This window comes from aff. Roholtiella sp. LEGE 12411 (assembly GCF_015206995.1).
Classification (GTDB): Bacteria; Cyanobacteriota; Cyanobacteriia; order Cyanobacteriales; family Nostocaceae; genus Komarekiella.
In genome coordinates this window covers 1-19,624 of sequence record NZ_JADEXR010000112.1, presented here as the reverse complement: position 1 = coordinate 19,624, position 19,624 = coordinate 1, and the positions used below count along the sequence as shown (strand labels likewise).

Below are 19,624 nucleotides of genomic sequence, written 5' to 3'. Positions count from 1 at the left end.
ATTTTTGAACGCCACTTGCTTTAAGTCGGCAGAGCCGCAAGGGCGCAGTGGCTCCCCTTGACCCTTGACCCTTGACCCTTGACTCTTATACCAGAAGCCTTGTGTGCCAGTTGCGTAAGTCCTATTAGTATCAAGTTAAGCTTCAATATCAACTTAACCTTAATGTACACCTGATGGTGATCGTGTCAGAGTGTAGCAAAGTGCTGTTAGCGGTAGCAGGGCTTAGCCCGTGCTGAGTATAAACCCAGTTGCTTCATTGCTTTGAAGCAATTAACACTGTCCTAACCTATGTGACTACGGGCATAACATTTCAAAGGTTAGTGTAGCGTTTCCTCCTAGTATCTAAAGAGAAGTGGCTATTTACGCCACCTGTCGCTAAATATAAAGCATGAATAGCTACAAACATTTATATATTTATTAATAGTTAAGAGTTAGCAAAATTCTTGAGAGCTAAGTGACTTCCCGGTATACAGCAGACTCGGTTGGAATATTCTACTTAGCCCAGCCAGATGTGGTGTAAGAATTCTAGAGTTAAATGAATGACATTAGACTGGTATTTGTCTGGCTTAGACAGGACTTACGCAAGTGTTATATTTTTTCGTTGAGGTTGTCCAGAGTCAAAGGTCAAAAGTCCAAAAAACCTTGACCCTTGACCCTTGACCATTGACTCTTATACCAGAAGCCTTGTATGCCAGTTGCGTAAGTCCTATTAGAAATAGTTTAAGCATAAGCCAGAGACTTGATAAAGTAGCCAAGTACACAAATATTCGTTATATTCCCGTAAGTATGAATTGGTAAAAATATTTATGGGAAAAAGTTGGAGAAGTCTAAAAATAGTTGCGGGTTTGTTTTTTACCATACCCCTCACACAGTTTTTCGGGGCAAATACCTCTGCACAAGCAGCTGATACGGTTGTGGTGCGTTTTGGTCTGTTTGCAGAATCCATCTCTGTTACCGAACTGCGAAAAGCGGCGGAGACTGGAAAATTTCCTACAGGTTTAGAAGTTTTCACCCAGAACTTATCTGAACAACAACGCCGCTTTTTCTTGGGAGCGCTGAGGATGGGATTGCCGATCAATGTTGTCACCATTAATAGATTACTCAATACCCAGATTGGTACAACGATTCTTAACGACATATCTACGGCGATAGTGCGAAAAGACAAAGCTGGCGTCCAAGCATTGAGAGCGGGATTGGTATTAGGCTCTACTGCACCTCAAGGGCTTTCCGTACTGAGCTTTATCGCTGCTTATCCCAGTCAACGCCTGGAAATTAATTTGCCACAAGCTTTTATGGTTGCAGGAAGTTTGAATACAGCTTTTTGGCGCACCCAGCAGTTTATGCTGACCATAGCTCCCCAACTTGACCCCAGAAAACCGCAGATTTCTTTCCCTTTTGACCCCAGCCAACCGGGAAGCGCTCAAGTACAGATACTCCAATTAAACCTGAATGACCAAAAGCGCCAACGCAAAATTCCTGTTGATATTTACTGGTCAACTGCTGCAACTTTCAACAAACCCGTAATTGTTTATTCTCACGGTATGGGGTCAAACCGTACAGACTTGCGCTACTTAGCAGAACATTTAGCATCTCACGGTTATGTGTTCGCAGCGTTAGAACATCCTGGTAGTAATGGGACAAGTACTGACTTAGCAATACAAGGTAAGACCAGGTTTTTGCAGCCCCAGGAGTTTTTGGATCGCCCAAAAGATATTAGTTTTGTCCTCGATGAACTTGAAAAGCTCAACCAAACTGGTAATAACCCACTTCAAGGAAAACTTGCAACCAATAACACGATGGTCATTGGCTATTCTTTTGGTGGTGGTACAGCCTTAGCAATTGCTGGAGCCGAGTTACAACCAAAACATCTTAAACAGCGTTGCAAGAATAACTTGTCTGTTTTGAGTTTGGGAGAAACCATCCAGTGCGTCGCTCAAGAATTGCCAGAAGACAGCTATCAACTGCGAGATCCTAGGATTAAACAAGCGATCGCTTTAAGTCCGACAACTTCTCTGATGTTTGGCAAAACAGGTTTAACCAAGGTGCAAATTCCCACCTTAGTGTTGGCAAGTTCCGCAGATAAGAGCACTCCAGCTTTAACTGAACAAGTTGTGGCATTTGACAAAATCCCATCGCCTAAATGGCTGGTTGGTATACTTGGGGGGACTCATCTAAGTGTCAAAGACCCCACTACTACTTTGGATCAGGTCGGACAACCAAATACACCTTTTAGTGGTGGTGAAATTGTGGGTGAACAAGCAACTGATATTCGCAAATTCCTGAAAGCTATAGCTTTGGCATTTGCTGCACAGATGACTCCAGAAGCTAAAAACTACGCTATTTTTCTTACACCAGATTATGCTCAGTTTGCTTCGACTGCGACATTTCCATTTCGCATAATTACGCAGATTCCCCCTGATGCTATAGCAGTGGTAAAAGAATTTGCTGGCAAAGAATAGAAACTCACCTTTGCTCAATTAACCTAAAAATACCTCTAGAGCCTACCGATGAAATATCCTGAATGCTCGGCGCACACAGACTTACCACGAGCATTGCATAATCTATGTCTAAAGTCTGAAGTGGGCACAATATATTTCTATCTTTAGAGATAGAAAATGAAGCTAGTAGGATATCAATATCGAGTTCATCAACACTATTCTCAATAAATAGCTAACAAAATAGGCTTGTTTGAACCAAATACTTTTATTATTACCTTCAAAAAATGATAAATGACATAAAATCTTTGCCATGATTGTGTTTAAGACCTTTTGAGAAATATTTGAGTTTTGATTAGATTAATCTATGGAAGGATGATTTAAAGTGTGTGTACTCTGACAAAATGTAGGCTATGGGCAATAGACCGTAGGCACAACAGTTGCCACGAAATATTAATAGTCTAAGTAGATTAGGTCAGGCATGTTACACATGAACAACGAGGTGACACACCAAGCTCAGGAAAATTTAGAAATAAGCATTGAGGAACGTACTGCTGAACTTTCCCAGACCAACACACTTTTGCAACAGGAAATTAGCGATCGCCAGCGTGTAGAGACGTCACTACAGCACCAAATCGAGCTACAGCGACTGGTGATGACGATTGCCCAGCGCATCCGCCAGAGTTTGAATTTGAATAAGGTTCTAAACACTACGGTGGCGGAAGTGCGACAGTTGCTACAGGCAGACCGAGTGTTTATTTACCGCTTTGAGCCAGATTACACTGGGGCTGTGGTGGTAGAATCAGTTGCAAAGAACTGGATTTCTGTTCTGAATGCCCAAGTCCAAGACATTTATTTCATAGAAACTTGCGGTGAGGAGTACAGACAAGGACGCTTCCAAGCCATAGCAGATATTTATACAGCAGGTCTTACCGAATGTCACCTCGATTTACTTGCTCAGTTTCAAGTCAAAGCCAACTTGGCAGTTCCCATCTTGCAAAGGGAAAAATTGTGGGGGTTATTAATTGCCAACCAGTGTGCGACATCCAGGCAGTGGCAACCGTGGGAAATCGATTTGCTCCAGCAATTGGCAATGCAGGTGGGTATTGCCATCCAGCAATCAGAACTGTATGAGCAGGTACAAACTGAACTTGCTGAGCGCAAACGGGTAGAATCAGGTTTAAGAGCACGGGCACGCCAGCAAGCAGCCGTAGCTAAACTAGGTCAATTGGCTCTAGACGATACAGACCTGTACGTATTAATGGACGAAGCTGTTGCTCTAATTACTCAAAGCCTTGAAGTCGAGTACAGCAAGGTTTTGGAAATGCTTCCAGACAAGAGCAACTTACTGTTAAGAGCAGGAGTCGGTTGGCAGTCGGAACTTGTGGGTGATGGGATAGTAGGTGGAGGAAGTGACTCTCAGGCAGGCTATACGCTACTTTCTAGTGAGCCAGTAATCGTTTACGACCTCCGGGAAGACACGCGGTTCAGCGGCCCACCGTTGCTGCAAGAACACGGGGTAGTCAGCGGGATTAGTGTGATCATCCAGGGTCAGAAACAACCTTTTGGTATCTTAGGCGCACACACAACTAGATGTCGGGAGTTTACCCAAGATGATATTCACTTTTTACAGGCGATCGCGAATGTGCTGGCTACGACAATTGAGCGCAGATGGGCAGAACAAAAAATCCGCGAACAAGCTGCTCTACTTGATATCACCACAGACGCAATTATTGTTTGCACTCTAGAGCAACAAATTTTATTCTGGAATCAAGGTGCAGAGCGTCTCTACGGCTTTTCACCAGTAGAAGCAATTAAGAAGAATGCTAATAAGCTTTTTCGCCAAGAACTTTCGCCACAACTAGAAGAGGCGGAAAAGATTGTTGTTGAGTATGGCTCCTGGCAAGGTGAGTTGCGTAAACTAACAAGATCTGGCAAGGAAGTGATTGTTGCCAGTCGCTTGATACTGATGCGCGATGAAGCAGAGCAACCTAAATCCATTCTGATTATTGACACTGATATCACCGAGAAAAAACAATTGGAAGCCCAATTTCTCCGTGCTCAACGCCTGGAGAGCCTGGGGACGCTGGCTTCAGGTATTGCCCACGACCTCAATAACATCTTGACGCCCATTATGTCCTCAGCCCAAATATTGGCGCTCAAACTTCCCAATCTCGATGCGCGATATAAGCCACTGCTAAAGATTCTCGAACAGAACTCTAGACGTGGCGCTGATTTGGTAAAGCAAATTTTGACATTTGCACGTGGTTCTGAAGGTAGGGGCGTTTCTTTACAATTAGAATATCTAGTGTTGGAAATTGATCAAATTATTAACAGCACATTTCCAAAATCTATTAAACTCACTAAAAGTCTACCTACACAAAGCCTCTGGACTATTGTCGCAGATCCTACTCAAATGCATCAGGTGTTAATGAACCTATGCGTAAACGCCCGTGATGCAATGCCCGAAGGTGGCACTCTATATATTTCTGCGGACAATTTATTCATTGATGAAAACTTTGCCAAGATGAATCTGGATGCTCATGTAGGTTACTACGTAGTCATAACTATCTCGGATACGGGTTTTGGTATTCCTCCACTAATTTTGGATCGAATTTTTGAACCCTTTTTCACAACTAAGGAATCAGGCAAAGGCACAGGGCTTGGTCTACCAACTGTAATTGGTATTGTCAAAAACCACGGTGGTTTTATTAATGTGGAGAGCGAGGTAGGTAAAGGTACTACATTTCAAGTGTACCTGCCCGCTGTGAAAGAGAGAACAAAGCAGCAAATAGAAAACTTGGAATTACCCAACGGTAACGGAGAACTGATTCTAGTTGTAGATGATGAAGCCGCTATCCTAGAGATTACCAAAACTTCGCTAGAAGACTACAACTATAGAACCCTAACGGCTAGTAACGGTATTGAAGCCATCTCATTGTATGCCCAGCATCAAGATAAAGTCAGCATAGTGTTGATGGATATGATGATGCCGTCGATGGATGGGTTAACTGCAATCCGCATCCTGCAACAGATGAACCCACAGGTCAAAATTATTGGTATTAGCGGTATCGCAGCAAACAACCAGCTTGTCGAAGCTGCTGGCTCTGGCGTCGGTGTATTTGTGAAGAAGCCCTACACTTTCCACGAATTGTTGCACGCTATTAACGACGTCTTGAGCGAGCCGTAAGCTGTTAGTCTAGCTGAGGTATAATTCCCTACTCTTTAGCTTTAGTAGAAGAAATAATTATGCACACTTCTAGTGTAGTGTCAAGACGAACTAGCGATCGCTCTATCACTCTTGCTTAGTTAGAACATCTACAGGATTGGCCTTTTTGAAATAGCACATTTAGTTACTATTATCAAGTCAATTACACCATTTTTGCTGCTTGTATCTCACTCTAGCTAGATGTATCATCAGTGAATTGGATGAAATTTACCTCAAGCAAAGTACTTTGTATACCAAGGAATTGACCAAATATTCTGCTTGCACGGATGTTGAACAAACTAGCCGCATTCTCGTAGTAGAAGATGAACAATTAATTCAGCAAATACTAGCTGTCACATTGTCTGAGGAAGGCTATGAGGTAGAAACTGCTTCTGATGGATGTTCTGCCTTAGAGTACCTTAATAAGTTGGAATCTAATTCACAACAGATGACCTTGGATCTAGTTATTCTCGATTTGATGTTGCCTTATATCAATGGGTTAGATGTTTGTCGATTGCTGCGTCATCAAGGGAATTCCATACCAATTCTCATGCTTAGTGCTAAAGGTAGTGAAACTGACCGTGTTTTAGGATTAGAAGTGGGAGCAGATGACTATTTAACTAAACCATTTAGTATGTGCGAGTTAGTTGCTCGTTGTCGCTCCCTACTGCGTCGCCAACGTTTAGATACACTACAAACACCACTATTAAAATATAAGGATTTGACTTTAAATCTTCAAGAATGCCGTGTCCTAATACGAGGTCAACAGGTGGATTTAAGCCCAAAAGAGTTTCGTCTGTTGGAGTTTTTTATGAGTTATTATCATCAAGTATGGTCGCGGGAGCAATTACTTGATCAGGTTTGGGGGGCAGATTATGTCGGAGACACTAAAACTGTAGACGTTCATATTTGCAGCTTGCGTGAAAAATTAGAACTTGACCAAAAACATCCGGAATATCTGATTACAGTACGAGGTTTTGGGTACAGGCTAGGATAAAGCAATGACATACAGAATTTGTGTGACATCTAAAACTTAGCAGGTGACTGAATTAACAACGGTTATAATTCTGGATGCGTTGAAACAACAGTGACCATCGCAGGATAATTAAGAAAAGCCTGAAAAAACCTATTTTAGTTAATCCACATCACGATGCATTTGTACAGTGCGTAAGTCCTAACAAAAATAAATCACAATATCTGGTTATGGAAACCAGCTTCTTCCTTCGTTGTAGAACTGAAGCCTTCCAAAGCCGAGAAATTGACCGTGAGATTTCTCACCTACAGGGAACACCGTGACACCCAACAGGTAAACACCGGAAAAGCTTGGATTCTTCACCGGGCGGAGGGCAATTGTGATTGTTTGTCCTGGAGTTACGGGTGGGTCAAAGTTCACAGAAACAGTCCGTGTTTCGCGCTCTCTCGTCACCGAGCCTAGTGTTAGTCGCGCTCTTTTGCGATCGCCTGTTCCCACAAATGCACGGGTATCATCGAGATCATAGCGGATGTTTTCTACTCCCTCTCGCTGAGTAATCGTTACCCTTTGCAGAGATTCTCCAGCATTTGCCGGCACGTTGATAGTGAAATAATAAGTTGCTCCCCAAACATTCACACCTTTGAAAGTAGTAATTACCTCAACGAGGCTCGGCGGTTGAACAAAGTAGACTGTGCCATCTCTAAGCTGTACTGCTTGAGCCACCTGAGTAGCAACTCCTCCAATACTTAGCGCTAAGAAGAGTGTTGCCCCAAACAATGTTTTAACGCGCATGGTCGGATATAAATTACTTATTTATCTGTGTTTATCTGTCTTAAAAAAGTTTGCGTTCCTGTTACCCAGACGCGCAAACTTTTCGCTGTCTTTAAAAGTTTCCTAGGTTGGAAAACTCGCATACAGAACTTTTCGCTGTGCTTATCTGTAGTTCTAAATAAAAAAATGTGCTCATTCCAATTCAAGTTCTTGAGGAATTAATGACTTTGGAATCAGAGAAGCTTGTTGTGCTCGATTTGAAGGTTTTGTATACCACCAAGCCCAAGCAATTAGGACAGCTTGCAAGGGAAGTCTTACTACATGAACCCAAGGAGAGTTTGGTATATGATCAACTTTAATTAGATTAACTGCCATGTTAATATTGGCAGGGTAAACAGCAAGAAAAAGAGCAATTAGTCCCCAAGCAGCAGCTTGACTTACAGGCGGAACTAATAATCCAATACCACCCAAAATTTCATAAAACCCACTGAGATAAACTAATTCTAAAGGGTAAGGAAGTTGCGGTGGCACAATTCTTACATATTGTTCTGGCACAATAAAGTGTGTCACTCCAACTATGATGATTGATACTGCAAGAATAACGCGTAAGAGTTCCTTATACTTACTCATGGGTTTAGCCTGATTCTATACTTGTTCAGTTTGATGGACTGATGTCCGTCTGACTTCGACCAATAGTAAGAAAATTGGCAACTCTCTTATAAAATACTACTTACGATTTTTAAGTATTTACAGCCTAGTGATCGAGAAAACACCCCCTATTTATTGATAGGACTTACGCAACTGGCACACAAGGCTTCTGGTATAAGAGTCAAGAGTCAAGGGTCAAGGGTCAAGAATCAAGGTTTTTTGGACTTTTGACTCTGGACAACCTCTGGCGTTAAAAATATGACACTTGCGTAAGTCCTGATTGATAAATTCCAGCCTTGAGGAAGTCTGCTGGGGGTCTTTATCGAGGTACGGTAATTTCCATATAAGTACTATCTGAGTTTTTTTTTGCAAAAAGGCTTGACTTAGAGTGTGCTCTAAGTTCTATGGTGTTTGGATATGGAAACAGAACTTACCATTCAACAAGTTGCGGCGCTAACGGGGCTGAGTGTGCATACTCTGCGCTATTACGAGCGTAATGGACTACTTGCTCCAATCAACAGAGCAGCGAATGGGCATCGTCGTTATTCGGCAACGGACATTGCTCGAATTAAGTTTTTGACTCGACTACGGACGACTGGAATGCCAATTCGCCAAATGCAACAATTTGCTGATTTGTATCGCCAAAAGCCTGAAGCGATCGCAGAACGTCGGTTAATTCTCGAAGCTCATGAGTGTGAGGTTACAGAACGCATCCGTGAACTGAATCATAACTTAGAGATGATTCAAAAGAAAATTCAGCACTACCAGGAGTTAGAAGCAAACCATCAAACAGATGATGTCTGCGTTAATTTCGGTTTGTCTGAGGGGCAACTCTTGTTGAAAGAGGCTACATTAACGCCCAATTTATTAGAACTTCAGCAAGTACCGATAGATAACTTGACTCACGTTCATTAAGCAAATGTCAACTTATAGCAAATTACCGCACCGAAATCACGTTATTTAGATCAATTAGAGAGCAAATCGATGAAAACAAGAAAACTCGGCAATCAAGGATTGACAGTATCCGAACTGGGATTGGGATGTATGGGGATGTCGGAGTTCTACGGCGCAAGTGACGAGGTAGAATCAATTGCCACTATTCATCGTGCTTTGGAACTCGGAGTTACTCTGCTTGATACCGCTGACATGTATGGAATTGGTGCGAATGAGCAGTTAGTTGGTAAGGCAATTAAAGATAAACGCGATCGCGTAGTATTAGCAACCAAATTTGGCATCCAGCGTGGCGAAGATAACAACTTTCGAGGAATCAACGGTAGCCCTGAGTATGTTCGTCAAGCATGTGATGCCTCTTTGCAAAGGCTTGGTATTGACTACATTGACCTTTATTATCAACATCGTGTCGATTCCCAAGTCCCAATTGAAGAAACAGTCGGCGCGATGGCAGAGCTGGTTAAGCAAGGTAAAGTTCGCTACCTGGGACTCTCGGAAGCATCGGCGCTCACAATTCGACGTGCCCATACTGTCCACCCAATTACGGCTTTACAGTCAGAATACTCGCTTTGGCAACGCGAGCCAGAAGACGAGATTTTGCCCACTATTCGCAACTTAGGTATTGGTTTTGTGCCGTATAGTCCACTTGGTAGAGGCTTTCTTTCTGGACAAATTACCAGTCCAGATAATTTTGCGCCTGACGACTTCCGCAAAAATATGCCCCGATTCCAAGGTGAAAACTTTTACAAGAATCTCCAGTTAGTTGAGCAAGTCAAAGAAATTGCCGCCAAAAAGAGTGTGACACCAGGACAATTAGCTCTTGCTTGGTTACTCGCACAAGGAGACGATATTGTTCCCATTCCCGGAACCAAACGCCGTACCTACTTGGAAGAGAACGTTGCAAGCGTAGATATTACATTGACAGCAGAAGAACTTGCCCGTATTCAGGAAGTTGCACCAAAAAGTGTAGCAGTAGGCGATCGCTATGCTGACATGAGCAGCGTTAACCGTTAAAATCTCCAATAATTGTCATCAGTGGTCATCAGTCGTGCGATCGCTGATGAAAAATTAAAAGGGAACTCTTAACGGGCAACAGGCAACAGGGGAATTCCCATAATTAAAATTAGAGGATTTATATAAGGCTAAACAGTAGAATATTACCCGATCGCAACTTTAGGCAAAGCATCCGTAAATATGATTTTTATGAAAGACTAGGATCATCAGCAGTTTTAATTTCTCGCAAAATACGTTCGACTTGGTTAACTTTTTCATTTCTGTTCTGTGCTTTGAAGATATTTAAAGCTTTCTCTAAAGAAGATAGCGCCTCATCTCGTTTATTTGTTTGCCAAAGCACCAATGCTACATTAGTTAATGCCTCGCCATAACTAGGATTAATTTCCAACGCTTTTTGATATTCAGTAATGGCTTCTGTCCAGCGACTTTGACTGGCGTAAACCATACCGATCGCATTGTAAGCTAGAGCATATTGTGACCTAATCCGAATGGCTTCTCGGTAAGCACTAACTGCTGCTTCTGGTTGATTTTGACGAAAAAGCACATTTCCTAGTTGAAAGTGTCCAAACGCATCTTCTGGGAATTTTTTGAGAAACTTCCGTAAGTTTTCCTCTGCACCTTTGAAGTCTCCTTGATTGTACAAAGCATTAGCTTGTTGGATCAGCTGCGATCGCTCTGCTGGTTGTTCCGCGCCGGAAAACTGTGCTAATTTTTGTGGTTGCTTGTGTGCAGACTGTTGAGGTGTGTGCAGAGAAGTTTTTCTCGTAACTGCTAACACTGATGGTGATGTGCCAATTGCAGTTATGATACTCAGCATCATACAGCTAAGAGGTTGAACCAATACTGATTTTAGTTGGCTATTCAGCTTCATCGTCCTCAATGCCTTAATAATATCCTGATTATCATGATAATAGGGGACGTTAGTAGGGGCGTAAGCCGTTGCGCCCCTATGGTGAATTGTCTAAGCGCCTTCCCGTAACTTATCCAACACGCTTCTATCTTCTAACGTCGAAGTATCACCAGATACTTCTTGTCCTGATGCGAGATTTCGCAATAAGCGCCGCATAATCTTACCCGATCGCGTTTTGGGTAAAGCATCCGTAAAGCGAATTTCTCCAGGACGAGCGATCGCTCCAATTTCTTTAACAACGTGTTGCTTAAGCTCTTTACTCAGTTCTTCACTTGCTTGATAAGTACCTTCTAAAGTCACAAAAGCAACTACTTCTTCACCTTTGAGTTCATCTGGCTTACCTACTACTGCTGCTTCTGCAACAGCTGGATGAGAAACTAAGGCTGATTCTACTTCCATTGTACCAAGACGATGCCCTGATACGTTCAGTACATCATCTACGCGACCCATTACCCAGAAATAGCCATCTTCATCCTGTCTTGCACCATCACCAGCAAAGTAAGTATAGTTGCCATTTTTAGGAGGGACGTGTTCCCAATAAGTGCGGCGGAAGCGTTCTGGATCGCCGTACACTGTCCGCATCATTCCTGGCCAAGGATGGCGCACCGCTAGATAACCACCTTCATTGTTGGGTACGGTGTTACCTTCCAAATCGACGACATCTGCAAGAATTCCTGGAAAGGGAAGAGTTGCTGAACCAGGTTTAGTAGAAATTGCTCCTGGTAGTGGCGTAATCATAATACCGCCAGTTTCAGTTTGCCACCAGGTATCGACAATTGGGCAGCGTTCACCACCAATTACTTTGTGATACCACATCCAAGCTTCTGGGTTAATCGGTTCGCCGACGGTTCCCAGCAAACGCAAGGAAGACAGATTTCGCGTTTTGGGATGGTGTTCACCCATCTTAATAAATGCCCGAATTGCCGTAGGTGCAGTATAAAAAATATTGACGCCATATTTTTCAATTACATCCCAGAAACAGCCAGGATTGGAAGTACGAGGCGCACCCTCGTACATCAGAGTTGTTGCACCATTGGAAAGAGGGCCATAGACAATATAGCTGTGCCCCGTAATCCAACCTACGTCTGCGGTACACCAATATACATCTGTATCTTGCAGGTCAAATATCCACTTAGTAGTGATATGGGTATATAAGTTATAACCAGCGGTTGTATGCACAACACCCTTTGGTTTACCAGTACTACCAGAAGTGTAGAGGACAAATAGCATATCTTCGCTGTCCATTGGTTCAGCGGGACAATCAGGTGATGCGCCTTTTTGTAAATCATGCCACCAATGATCGCGCCCCCCCAACTGCATATAAGTTTCCTGTCCGGTGCGCTTGACAACTAGAACATTTTGTACGCTGGGAACAGCGCCATCTGCTAAGGCTTTGTCTACCTGTTCTTTGAGAGGGACGATCGCATCTTTGCGCCAACCACCATCAGCAGTGATCACTAGCTTGGCTTGAGCATCGATTAGGCGATCGCGTAAAGCTTCGGCACTAAAACCACCAAATACTACACTATGAGGTGCGCCAATTCTGGCACAAGCTAACATAGCGATCGCAGCTTCGGGAATCATTGGCATATAAATACCGACGCGATCGCCTTTTTGTACTCCCAGTTGCTTTAGCACATTGGCGAATTGGCAAACTTCCCGGTGCAGTTGGGCATAAGTAAGAGTACGGGAATCTCCTGGTTCCCCTTCCCAAATCAGTGCCGCTTTATTCTTGCGCCAAGTCGTCAGGTGTCGATCAAGACAGTTGTAAGAGATGTTAATCTTACCACCAACAAACCACTTAGCAAAAGGCGGTTGCCAGTCTAGAACCGTGTCCCATTTTTGGAACCAGTGCAACTCTTTTTCAGCTAATTCTGCCCAAAATTGCTGAGGATCAGCTTTGGCTTGATTATAGAGGCGCTGATAGTCTTCCAGAGTTTTGATATGGGCATTCTGGGAAAATTCACCAGGCGGATGGAATAAGCGTTTCTCTTGTAAGATGGATTCTATAGTTGGTTGAGACATAGTTATGGCTGCAAACGGTATTGTTATTGAACTATATTCTTAACGGAGATTTGTGCGAAAGTGTTTAGAGTTTCGTTAAGCTGCGCGAATATATCAGTAAAATGAACGTAAACTTAGGGGCGATCGCTTGTGTCTGAACCTGCTATCCTAAAATTCGTCTCTTCTGATATTTCAAACAGAGCAAGAAATAGCTCGATTACGTGAGGTTTTACGGGCACAGGGCATCCACCAGGAAAATATTTGATCGCATCTGGAAATTAATAGAGCCATTTTCCAGTTAAGATTAGTTGTGAATTGGTGAAAAAAGCGTTATTTTCTGAGAGTAGGGCATCATTTGCAAGCAAAAGAGATTAAGGATAAGCTAAAGTCCCTCATCGAGCAAGCTTCCTCGATAGATCCTAATTTAGCCAGAAGATTAGATGAAATCAATCGCTGGGTAAAAAATATCAAGCTGGGTACCCTGACTGCTAAACCCTTTGTCTTAGCCTTCCTCCTAGAGGTGATTACTGATTCTACAATTTGGCTGATAATTAGATCCCTGTCTTCGGAAGAAGAACAAAAAGCAAAGTTTCAGCAGATGACGCCTAATGAGAGATATTGGTATGGTTATCTCTTTCCTAGATGGATCAATGCAAGTGACTCCAAATTTTATATTTGGAAGCAAAAGCTAATGGCAGGTGAGTTTAATCAGATTGATGATGATATCATTAGATCAATCGCCCAAGATGTTGTCCAACGTGAAGGTAGTTTTTGGCAGCGTTATATTGCCGACCTATCTATGGCAACAGATTTAATTATTAGTAGTCGTAACAACCAACCACTCTGCATTCAAGTTACTAGTGTTAGTGAAGAACTCAATCAACAAAAGTACCAAGCTTGGCAAAATACACTGCGATTGTGGGAAATAGAGAGAGGATTATTCTTAAGTTACAATCCTAAAGATGCTAATTTTGTCAACCAGTTAGTCAATGTGGCACTGTACAACAGCGATTATCTTTGTGGTGGCAAGTATTTAAAATTTTCGTGATCCTCTCAAGAATTTGATCTTCAAGATTTGTGTCATAGCCTATATACTTACCTGCTCATCACAGCTTTTATGGCTAATCAACGAGAAACTCACAGCTACGATAATCAAATAGATACATTTGCTGAAGCTTTAGAAACAGCTCGACAAATGCAGCAGAATTGGCTAACTTACGGGATTGATTTTGTCAATTTTTACGTTGAAGATGTAGATGGAGACTGGCTAGAAACCTGGGGACATGACGAAATATTCGGTAATTATCAGTTAGATGCTATTAAAGAATTTTTAGTCAGTGATGATAATGTAGCTATAAGTACACGCCAATATTTGGCAGAGCAAGCCTTTTTAGGAAGATCTCCACTAACGCTTTTTGATATAGCCGTGAACTTAGAAGAATGTTGGAGAATTACTCCAGCAGATGAGAGGTTAACTGCTGTGATCAAGCTGTTAGCTGGTGAGGGAAATAGTGTTGATACGGATGATATCAAGTTATTAGATTTAGCAAATGGTTTGCAAGCAAAGTTGGCACAGATGTTGTGAAATTTTGTTAGCAGCACTACTATCGGACGGCAACAGCTTGTAATTGTTGTACATGAGCTTTAAAAACAAACCAGGTTTGCCTACCCTCACCCTGCTGATTGCAAGGAAGTGGCTTTTCAAATGTGACTTCCCAGTAATCCCTGAGACGTTCACCATTACCATTAGGACTTACTACCTGACTATTGTTACTACTTAGAATAGACGAAACAAAAAATTTCTCACCTGCTCTGACGGCACACTTTTGATCCGCCTGTGTTATGTTACGTGCTTGTAGATACCAGCTTTCTTCCCGCTTGAAAGTAGTACCTCCACTAGCTGTAACCCTTAAAATGCGTATTACAGGAGTAGTTTGAGAAGCTACGGTGTCGGGGATCATCACGCCCAGCAAGCCACACACCACACTCAGACAAAAAATTAATTTTGGATGCAACTTAGTGTTACCAATACTCATATTGGATTTCCTTGGTATGAAGTATAACTTTCAACCCTAATTCCACTATTGTCACATGAATTCTATGTCTAAGTAAATCAGGCATTATAACTTGTTACCAAATTTACGCTTGGCAAATTTTCCCAACAAAGCTAAGCGTTCTTACTTCAGAAGTAATAGCGATGGCGCTCTTTCTTAAAAATGACTACATAAATAATCGTATTTAGCGATCGCGTTTGGATTATCTTTAGACAATCCCTCTAGCGAATAACGAGCGTCACCGGATGGCTTGTCCTTAGACATCACCTTCAGAATGCACCGCAACCACGTTAAGCTGGATTAGGGTAGCAATTTATTGCACTGTTTATATTAAATTGGCTAAATTAGCTAATTCTGTTAATTTTTAATTTTCGCTGCTTGAGAACCCGGAATGTTAGACCGAATTTTTGATTACCTGAACTTTCATTTCAGCGTTGAAGCCTCTATAGTCCTGCTGATTCTGATTTTTTTAGAGGCAGTGCTATCCGCTGACAATGCGATCGCCCTCGCTGCGATCGCCCAAGGACTGGAGGACAAAAAACTTGAGCGTCAGGCACTCAACTTTGGTTTGGTCGTTGCCTACGTGCTGCGAATCTCCCTAATTTTAACTGCAACTTGGGTGCAAAAATTCTGGCAATTTGAATTTTTGGGTGCTGTATACTTGTTGTGGCTGGTGTTCCAACACTTTACCTCTCAAGAAACAGAGGACGATCATCATCACGGCCCCCGCTTCAACTCATTGTGGCAAGCGATCCCCGTAATTGCGTTTACAGATTTAGCATTTTCCTTGGATAGCGTGACAACTGCGATCGCTGTTTCTCAAGAAAAGTGGCTAGTACTAACGGGTGCAACAATCGGTATTATTACGCTGCGATTCATGGCAGGATTGTTTATCCGTTGGTTAGATGAATTTGAAAACTTAGAAGACGCAGGCTATGTAACTGTGGCATTGGTGGGCTTGCGACTGTTATTAAAAGTGGTGAATGATGCTTTAGTACCACCAGAATGGTTCATGATTACTGCGATCGGTCTGATCCTAGCTTGGGGATTTACTAAGCGTTCTGTGATCGAATTACCCCAAGAGGAACCGGAAAAAACTGAAGTCTCCAAGTAAGAGCAGGGGAAGCAGGGGAAGCATAGGAAGCAGGGGAAGCATAGGAAACAGGGGAAGCAGGGGAAACAGGGTAGAAAAATTATTAATGCCCCATGCCCCATGCCCCATGCCCTTGTGAGTAGAGTTTTTCATAAAACCTTAAGCAAACATTAAGTATATGTGCTTATATGTCTTGAGTAAGTAGTTTAGGAATTGAGGCAATTGGTAGTGTATAGATATATAAAAATATCTTGACGAGTGAGGCAAACTATGGGTGGTAATTATAAAGAGCCTACCAATGTCAGTATTTGGGCAAATATTGATTTTGATAAAGTTAAACACAGAATAAATACAGTAAATTTCAAAATCCAACAGGTCATACAAAAGTATGAACTTCCAACTAGAGTTATAAACTCAGGCAAAAGAAACAATTAGGTTATTTACAGCGTGATGTATGCTGCGGGCTACGCCTGTGCCTTTAATCTTAATTGAGACAATAATCAAACCTTTGACTTTGAAATACTCAATTAAATTTGAAGATGTGCTTGATTTTGGTGATAACTTTATCAAGAGCGCCGTACATTTAAGCAACACCATTCTTTCCTTTTCCAGAGGGTAGCAACGACCCAATTATGTTTTTCTAAGGCATCAGCCACAGCTTTGGATTGATCAAGTAAAATGCCGCTGAAAATACCCCAAGTGCTAGGTTGAGCGATCGCACTCATTTGTGGAACCAACTCAATAATCACATCAGCTAAAATATTGCAGACGATACCATCTACTGGATTCTCAACCAGTTTTGTCAAAATATCTACACTTCCTTCTGTTGGTATCAAACGTTCTGGACTAATGTCGTTGAGTGCGCGATTGCTGATAGTTGATTTTACTGCTAACGGGTCAGTATCTACTGCATAAACTTTTCCTGCTCCTAACAGTAATGCCCCAATGGAAAGGATACCGGAACCACAACCAATGTCCGCAATTACTAGAGGTTGATGTTTGTCACCACTAGCAACGAAAGATTGAGGAACTTCACCCAGACGCATTTCTAAAGATTCTAGACATAGCTGGGTAGTGGCATGGTTGCCCGTACCAAATGCTACACCAGGATCGAGACGAATCACTAAACGTTCCGATGCTTCTGGTGTAGGTAGCCATGCGGGGTTGACTAGGAAGCGATCGCCTATTTCTTGGGGATGCCAATATTGTTTCCAACTACTCGCCCAATCTTCTTCATCAATCAACTGCCAGTGTAGCGTCGGAGATGACAGTCCTACACAGAGTGCATCTTGACGCAGCCATAGCGATAGTGCAGCTAAATCTAGTAGCTGTGCTTGAAAATTCGGCAGGTAAGCCTTTACTACAGAAGAATTTCCCTTGCTCTCACTAGCTGTTCCACGACAGCCAAAATTTTCCAGTCGCCAAAAGATGGAATCTTCTAGGTCTGGCTCACATAAAATCTTGAGTTCCCACCAGGTGTTTGCCATCTTCAGGGTGCTGAGTGCTGTGATCGTAGCGGGGCGTTTAGCCCGTGCTGAGTGCTGAGTGCTGAGTAATGAGTTTAAGAGAGTTATGAGTTGTAAGTTATGCTTTTGACTCCTAACTTTTTTCTTCACTCAGCCAGAAGTTGCAAGAAGGGTTTCCCTGCGGGGAAACTCCGGTGACTCAGCACTTATTACTCAGCACTTATAGTGTTACTGTATACGCGTCTCGGATTCCAGGCACTTTGATAATCTCAGTCAAAATTCCGTCGGGTAAGGGATCATCAATGCTAAGAGCCATTACCGCGTCGCCACGAACGATTTTTCGGCCTACCTGCATACTGGCAATATTGACATTAAAACTGCCGAGTAAGGAACCAAGTTTGCCGATAATTCCTGGCATATCGCGGTGCAAGGTAAACAGCATATATTTGCTGGGTGGGACGTTAATGGGGAAACCATCAACATCAGTTAGGTGAATTTCCCGCTCACCCAATAAAGCACCAGTGACAGAATGAGTACCTAAAGTACCTGTGGCTTCGAGATGTAGCGAACCGGCATAGTCCCTAACTGAGGCGTCGCGTGTTTCAATCACCCGAATTCCCCGTTCTTTGGCTTCTATGCTGGCATTGACGTAATTTACTCGTTCCCGTAGGGCTTGGTAAAGTAGTCCTTTAAGGGCAGCTACAACCAAAGGCTGACTCTTGTTGGTCGCCAGTTCGCCTTGCATCCGGACGTTGAGTAATTCTACCCGTCCACCAGCTAGCTGTCCCACCAAGTTACCCAGAGTTTCTGCTAGTTGCATGTAGGGTTTGAGTTCTTCTAACACATCAGGGCCGAGTCCAGGAATATTGACTGCTGAACGCGCTGGTAGTCCTAAAAGTACATCCCGAATTTGTTCAGCAACGTCGATTGCGACATTTACTTGAGCTTCGGTAGTGGAAGCTCCCAAATGGGGCGTAAGGATAACTTCCTTTCCTAGCGATCGCAAGTCAGATTCTCCCAGCGGTTCTGACTCGAACACATCCAAGGCTGCACCGGCTATTCTACCTTCTTTGATCGCTGCTGCTAAAGCTTTTTCCTCAATGATGCCACCGCGAGCGCAGTTAATAATCCGAGCTGTGGGTTTCATCTTAGCCAGGGTTATGGCGTTGATTAAGTGAGTGGTTTCTGGGGTTTTGGGGATGTGTAGCGTAATATAATCTGCTTGCTGGAAAAGCAAATCTAGCTCCACCAACTGACAGCCAATCTGTTCAGCTCGTTCTGTGGAGATAAAAGGGTCATAAGCTAGTAGTTTCATCCCCATTGTCTTAGCCACAGCTGCAACATGGGAACCAATTTTACCTAAACCGACAATGCCTAAAGTTTTTTTGTAAACTTCTGCACCAGTAAAGCTATTGCGATCCCACGCGCCCCTTTTCACTGAAGCATTAGCATCAGGGATATGACGAGACAAAGCCAACATCATAGCGAGAGCGTGTTCAGCGGCGGCGATGGTGTTTCCTTCTGGAGAATTGACTACTACAATTCCTCGACGTGTGGCTGCGGGAACATCCACATTATCCACACCTACACCAGCCCGACCGATGACTTTTAGCTGGGTAGCAGCATCGATGATTTCTTTGGTCACACGCGTACCAGAACGAATCATCAACGCGTCATACTCACCAATGATTTCTACCAGTTGTTCTGGTTTTAGACCTGTTTTGATATCAACAGTTGCAACTTGGGAAAGAATGTCAATTCCCGCTTGATCAACAGTATCGGAGACAAGAACCTTAGACATGATTACTTCATTTAAAGCTACAGGTTTTGCTGTACAAGACTTTTTAGTTTAGTCTTTATCCGTCGCAATTCAGTAAAAATTATTTGTTTTAGTCAGGACTTACGCAAGTGTCATATTTTTAACGCCACAGGTTGTCCAGAGTCAAAGGTCAAAAGTCCAAAAAACCTTGATTTTTGAACGCCACTTGCTTTAAGTCGGCAGAGCCGCAAGGGCGCAGTGGCTCCCCTTGACCCTTGACCCTTGACCCTTGACTCTTATACCAGAAGCCTTGTGTGCCAGTTGCGTAAGTCCTATTA

The 19,624-nt window shown here is 42.9% G+C and carries 15 protein-coding genes; 8 read left to right on the top strand and 7 right to left on the bottom strand.

Going from position 1 to position 19,624, the window contains the following annotated elements; all coding sequences use genetic code 11:
- The first annotated feature begins 806 nt into the window (after positions 1 to 806).
- The 3 genes from IQ246_RS21070 to IQ246_RS21060 all read left to right on the top strand — a co-directional run bounded on the left by IQ246_RS21070 (position 807) and on the right by IQ246_RS21060 (position 6,640).
- The gene (locus IQ246_RS21070; protein WP_194005285.1) at positions 807 to 2,459 is read left to right on the top strand and encodes an alpha/beta hydrolase; all 1,653 of its coding nucleotides are present in this window, start codon (positions 807 to 809) and stop codon (positions 2,457 to 2,459) included.
- A 466-nt stretch (positions 2,460 to 2,925) separates the two neighbouring features.
- Entirely contained in the window at positions 2,926 to 5,625 is a 2,700-nt protein-coding gene (locus tag IQ246_RS21065; protein WP_244142108.1) for a GAF domain-containing protein, read from the top strand.
- 265 nt (positions 5,626 to 5,890) lie between these two features.
- Positions 5,891 to 6,640, top strand: a complete 750-nt coding sequence (locus IQ246_RS21060) for a winged helix-turn-helix domain-containing protein (protein ID WP_194005287.1) — start codon at positions 5,891 to 5,893, stop codon at positions 6,638 to 6,640.
- Between the two features lie 204 nt (positions 6,641 to 6,844).
- Here IQ246_RS21060 and IQ246_RS21055 read toward each other — a convergent pair whose 3' ends face one another.
- Positions 6,845 to 7,408 carry a DUF2808 domain-containing protein gene (locus tag IQ246_RS21055; protein WP_194005284.1) on the bottom strand — a complete coding sequence of 188 codons (564 nt, stop codon included), beginning with the start codon at positions 7,406 to 7,408 and terminating at the stop codon, positions 6,845 to 6,847.
- 171 nt (positions 7,409 to 7,579) lie between these two features.
- Positions 7,580 to 8,017, bottom strand: a complete 438-nt coding sequence (locus tag IQ246_RS21050) for a DoxX family protein (RefSeq protein ID WP_194005283.1) — start codon at positions 8,015 to 8,017, stop codon at positions 7,580 to 7,582.
- Positions 8,018 to 8,452: 435 nt separating this feature from the next.
- On the opposite strand from IQ246_RS21050, the gene IQ246_RS21045 reads away from it, so the two are divergent.
- Positions 8,453 to 8,950, top strand: coding sequence for a MerR family transcriptional regulator (locus IQ246_RS21045; RefSeq protein WP_194005282.1), 498 nt, complete (start codon positions 8,453 to 8,455; stop codon positions 8,948 to 8,950).
- Between the two features lie 69 nt (positions 8,951 to 9,019).
- Entirely contained in the window at positions 9,020 to 10,000 is a 981-nt protein-coding gene (locus IQ246_RS21040; protein WP_194005281.1) for an aldo/keto reductase, read from the top strand.
- A gap of 187 nt (positions 10,001 to 10,187) precedes the next feature.
- On the opposite strand, the gene IQ246_RS21035 is transcribed toward IQ246_RS21040, so the two are convergent.
- Positions 10,188 to 10,871, bottom strand: coding sequence for a tetratricopeptide repeat protein (locus tag IQ246_RS21035; protein ID WP_194005280.1), 684 nt, complete (start codon positions 10,869 to 10,871; stop codon positions 10,188 to 10,190).
- A 90-nt stretch (positions 10,872 to 10,961) separates the two neighbouring features.
- Positions 10,962 to 12,935: an acetate--CoA ligase gene (acs, locus tag IQ246_RS21030; RefSeq protein ID WP_194005279.1), complete on the bottom strand. Its 1,974-nt coding sequence runs from the start codon at positions 12,933 to 12,935 to the stop codon at positions 10,962 to 10,964.
- Positions 12,936 to 13,269: 334 nt separating this feature from the next.
- Here acs and IQ246_RS21025 point away from each other — a divergent pair, with 334 nt between their 5' ends.
- Complete coding sequence (locus IQ246_RS21025) at positions 13,270 to 13,962, top strand: hypothetical protein (protein ID WP_194005278.1); 693 nt, start codon at positions 13,270 to 13,272, stop codon at positions 13,960 to 13,962.
- Positions 13,963 to 14,031: 69 nt separating this feature from the next.
- The gene (locus IQ246_RS21020) at positions 14,032 to 14,499 is read left to right on the top strand and encodes a hypothetical protein (RefSeq protein WP_194005277.1); all 468 of its coding nucleotides are present in this window, start codon (positions 14,032 to 14,034) and stop codon (positions 14,497 to 14,499) included.
- 19 nt (positions 14,500 to 14,518) lie between these two features.
- Here IQ246_RS21020 and IQ246_RS21015 read toward each other — a convergent pair whose 3' ends face one another.
- On the bottom strand, positions 14,519 to 14,950 hold the full coding sequence (locus tag IQ246_RS21015) for a hypothetical protein (RefSeq protein WP_194005276.1): 432 nt from the start codon (positions 14,948 to 14,950) through the stop codon (positions 14,519 to 14,521).
- Between the two features lie 409 nt (positions 14,951 to 15,359).
- On the opposite strand from IQ246_RS21015, the gene IQ246_RS21010 reads away from it, so the two are divergent.
- The gene (locus IQ246_RS21010) at positions 15,360 to 16,082 is read left to right on the top strand and encodes a TerC family protein (protein WP_194005275.1); all 723 of its coding nucleotides are present in this window, start codon (positions 15,360 to 15,362) and stop codon (positions 16,080 to 16,082) included.
- A 545-nt stretch (positions 16,083 to 16,627) separates the two neighbouring features.
- Here the strand turns inward: IQ246_RS21010 and prmA are convergent.
- A complete protein-coding gene (gene prmA / locus IQ246_RS21005; protein WP_194005286.1) occupies positions 16,628 to 17,548 on the bottom strand; it encodes a 50S ribosomal protein L11 methyltransferase in 921 nt (306 codons plus the stop codon).
- A gap of 199 nt (positions 17,549 to 17,747) precedes the next feature.
- The gene (gene serA / locus IQ246_RS21000; RefSeq protein WP_194005274.1) at positions 17,748 to 19,328 is read right to left on the bottom strand and encodes a phosphoglycerate dehydrogenase; all 1,581 of its coding nucleotides are present in this window, start codon (positions 19,326 to 19,328) and stop codon (positions 17,748 to 17,750) included.
- Between the last annotated feature and the right edge of the window lie 296 nt (positions 19,329 to 19,624).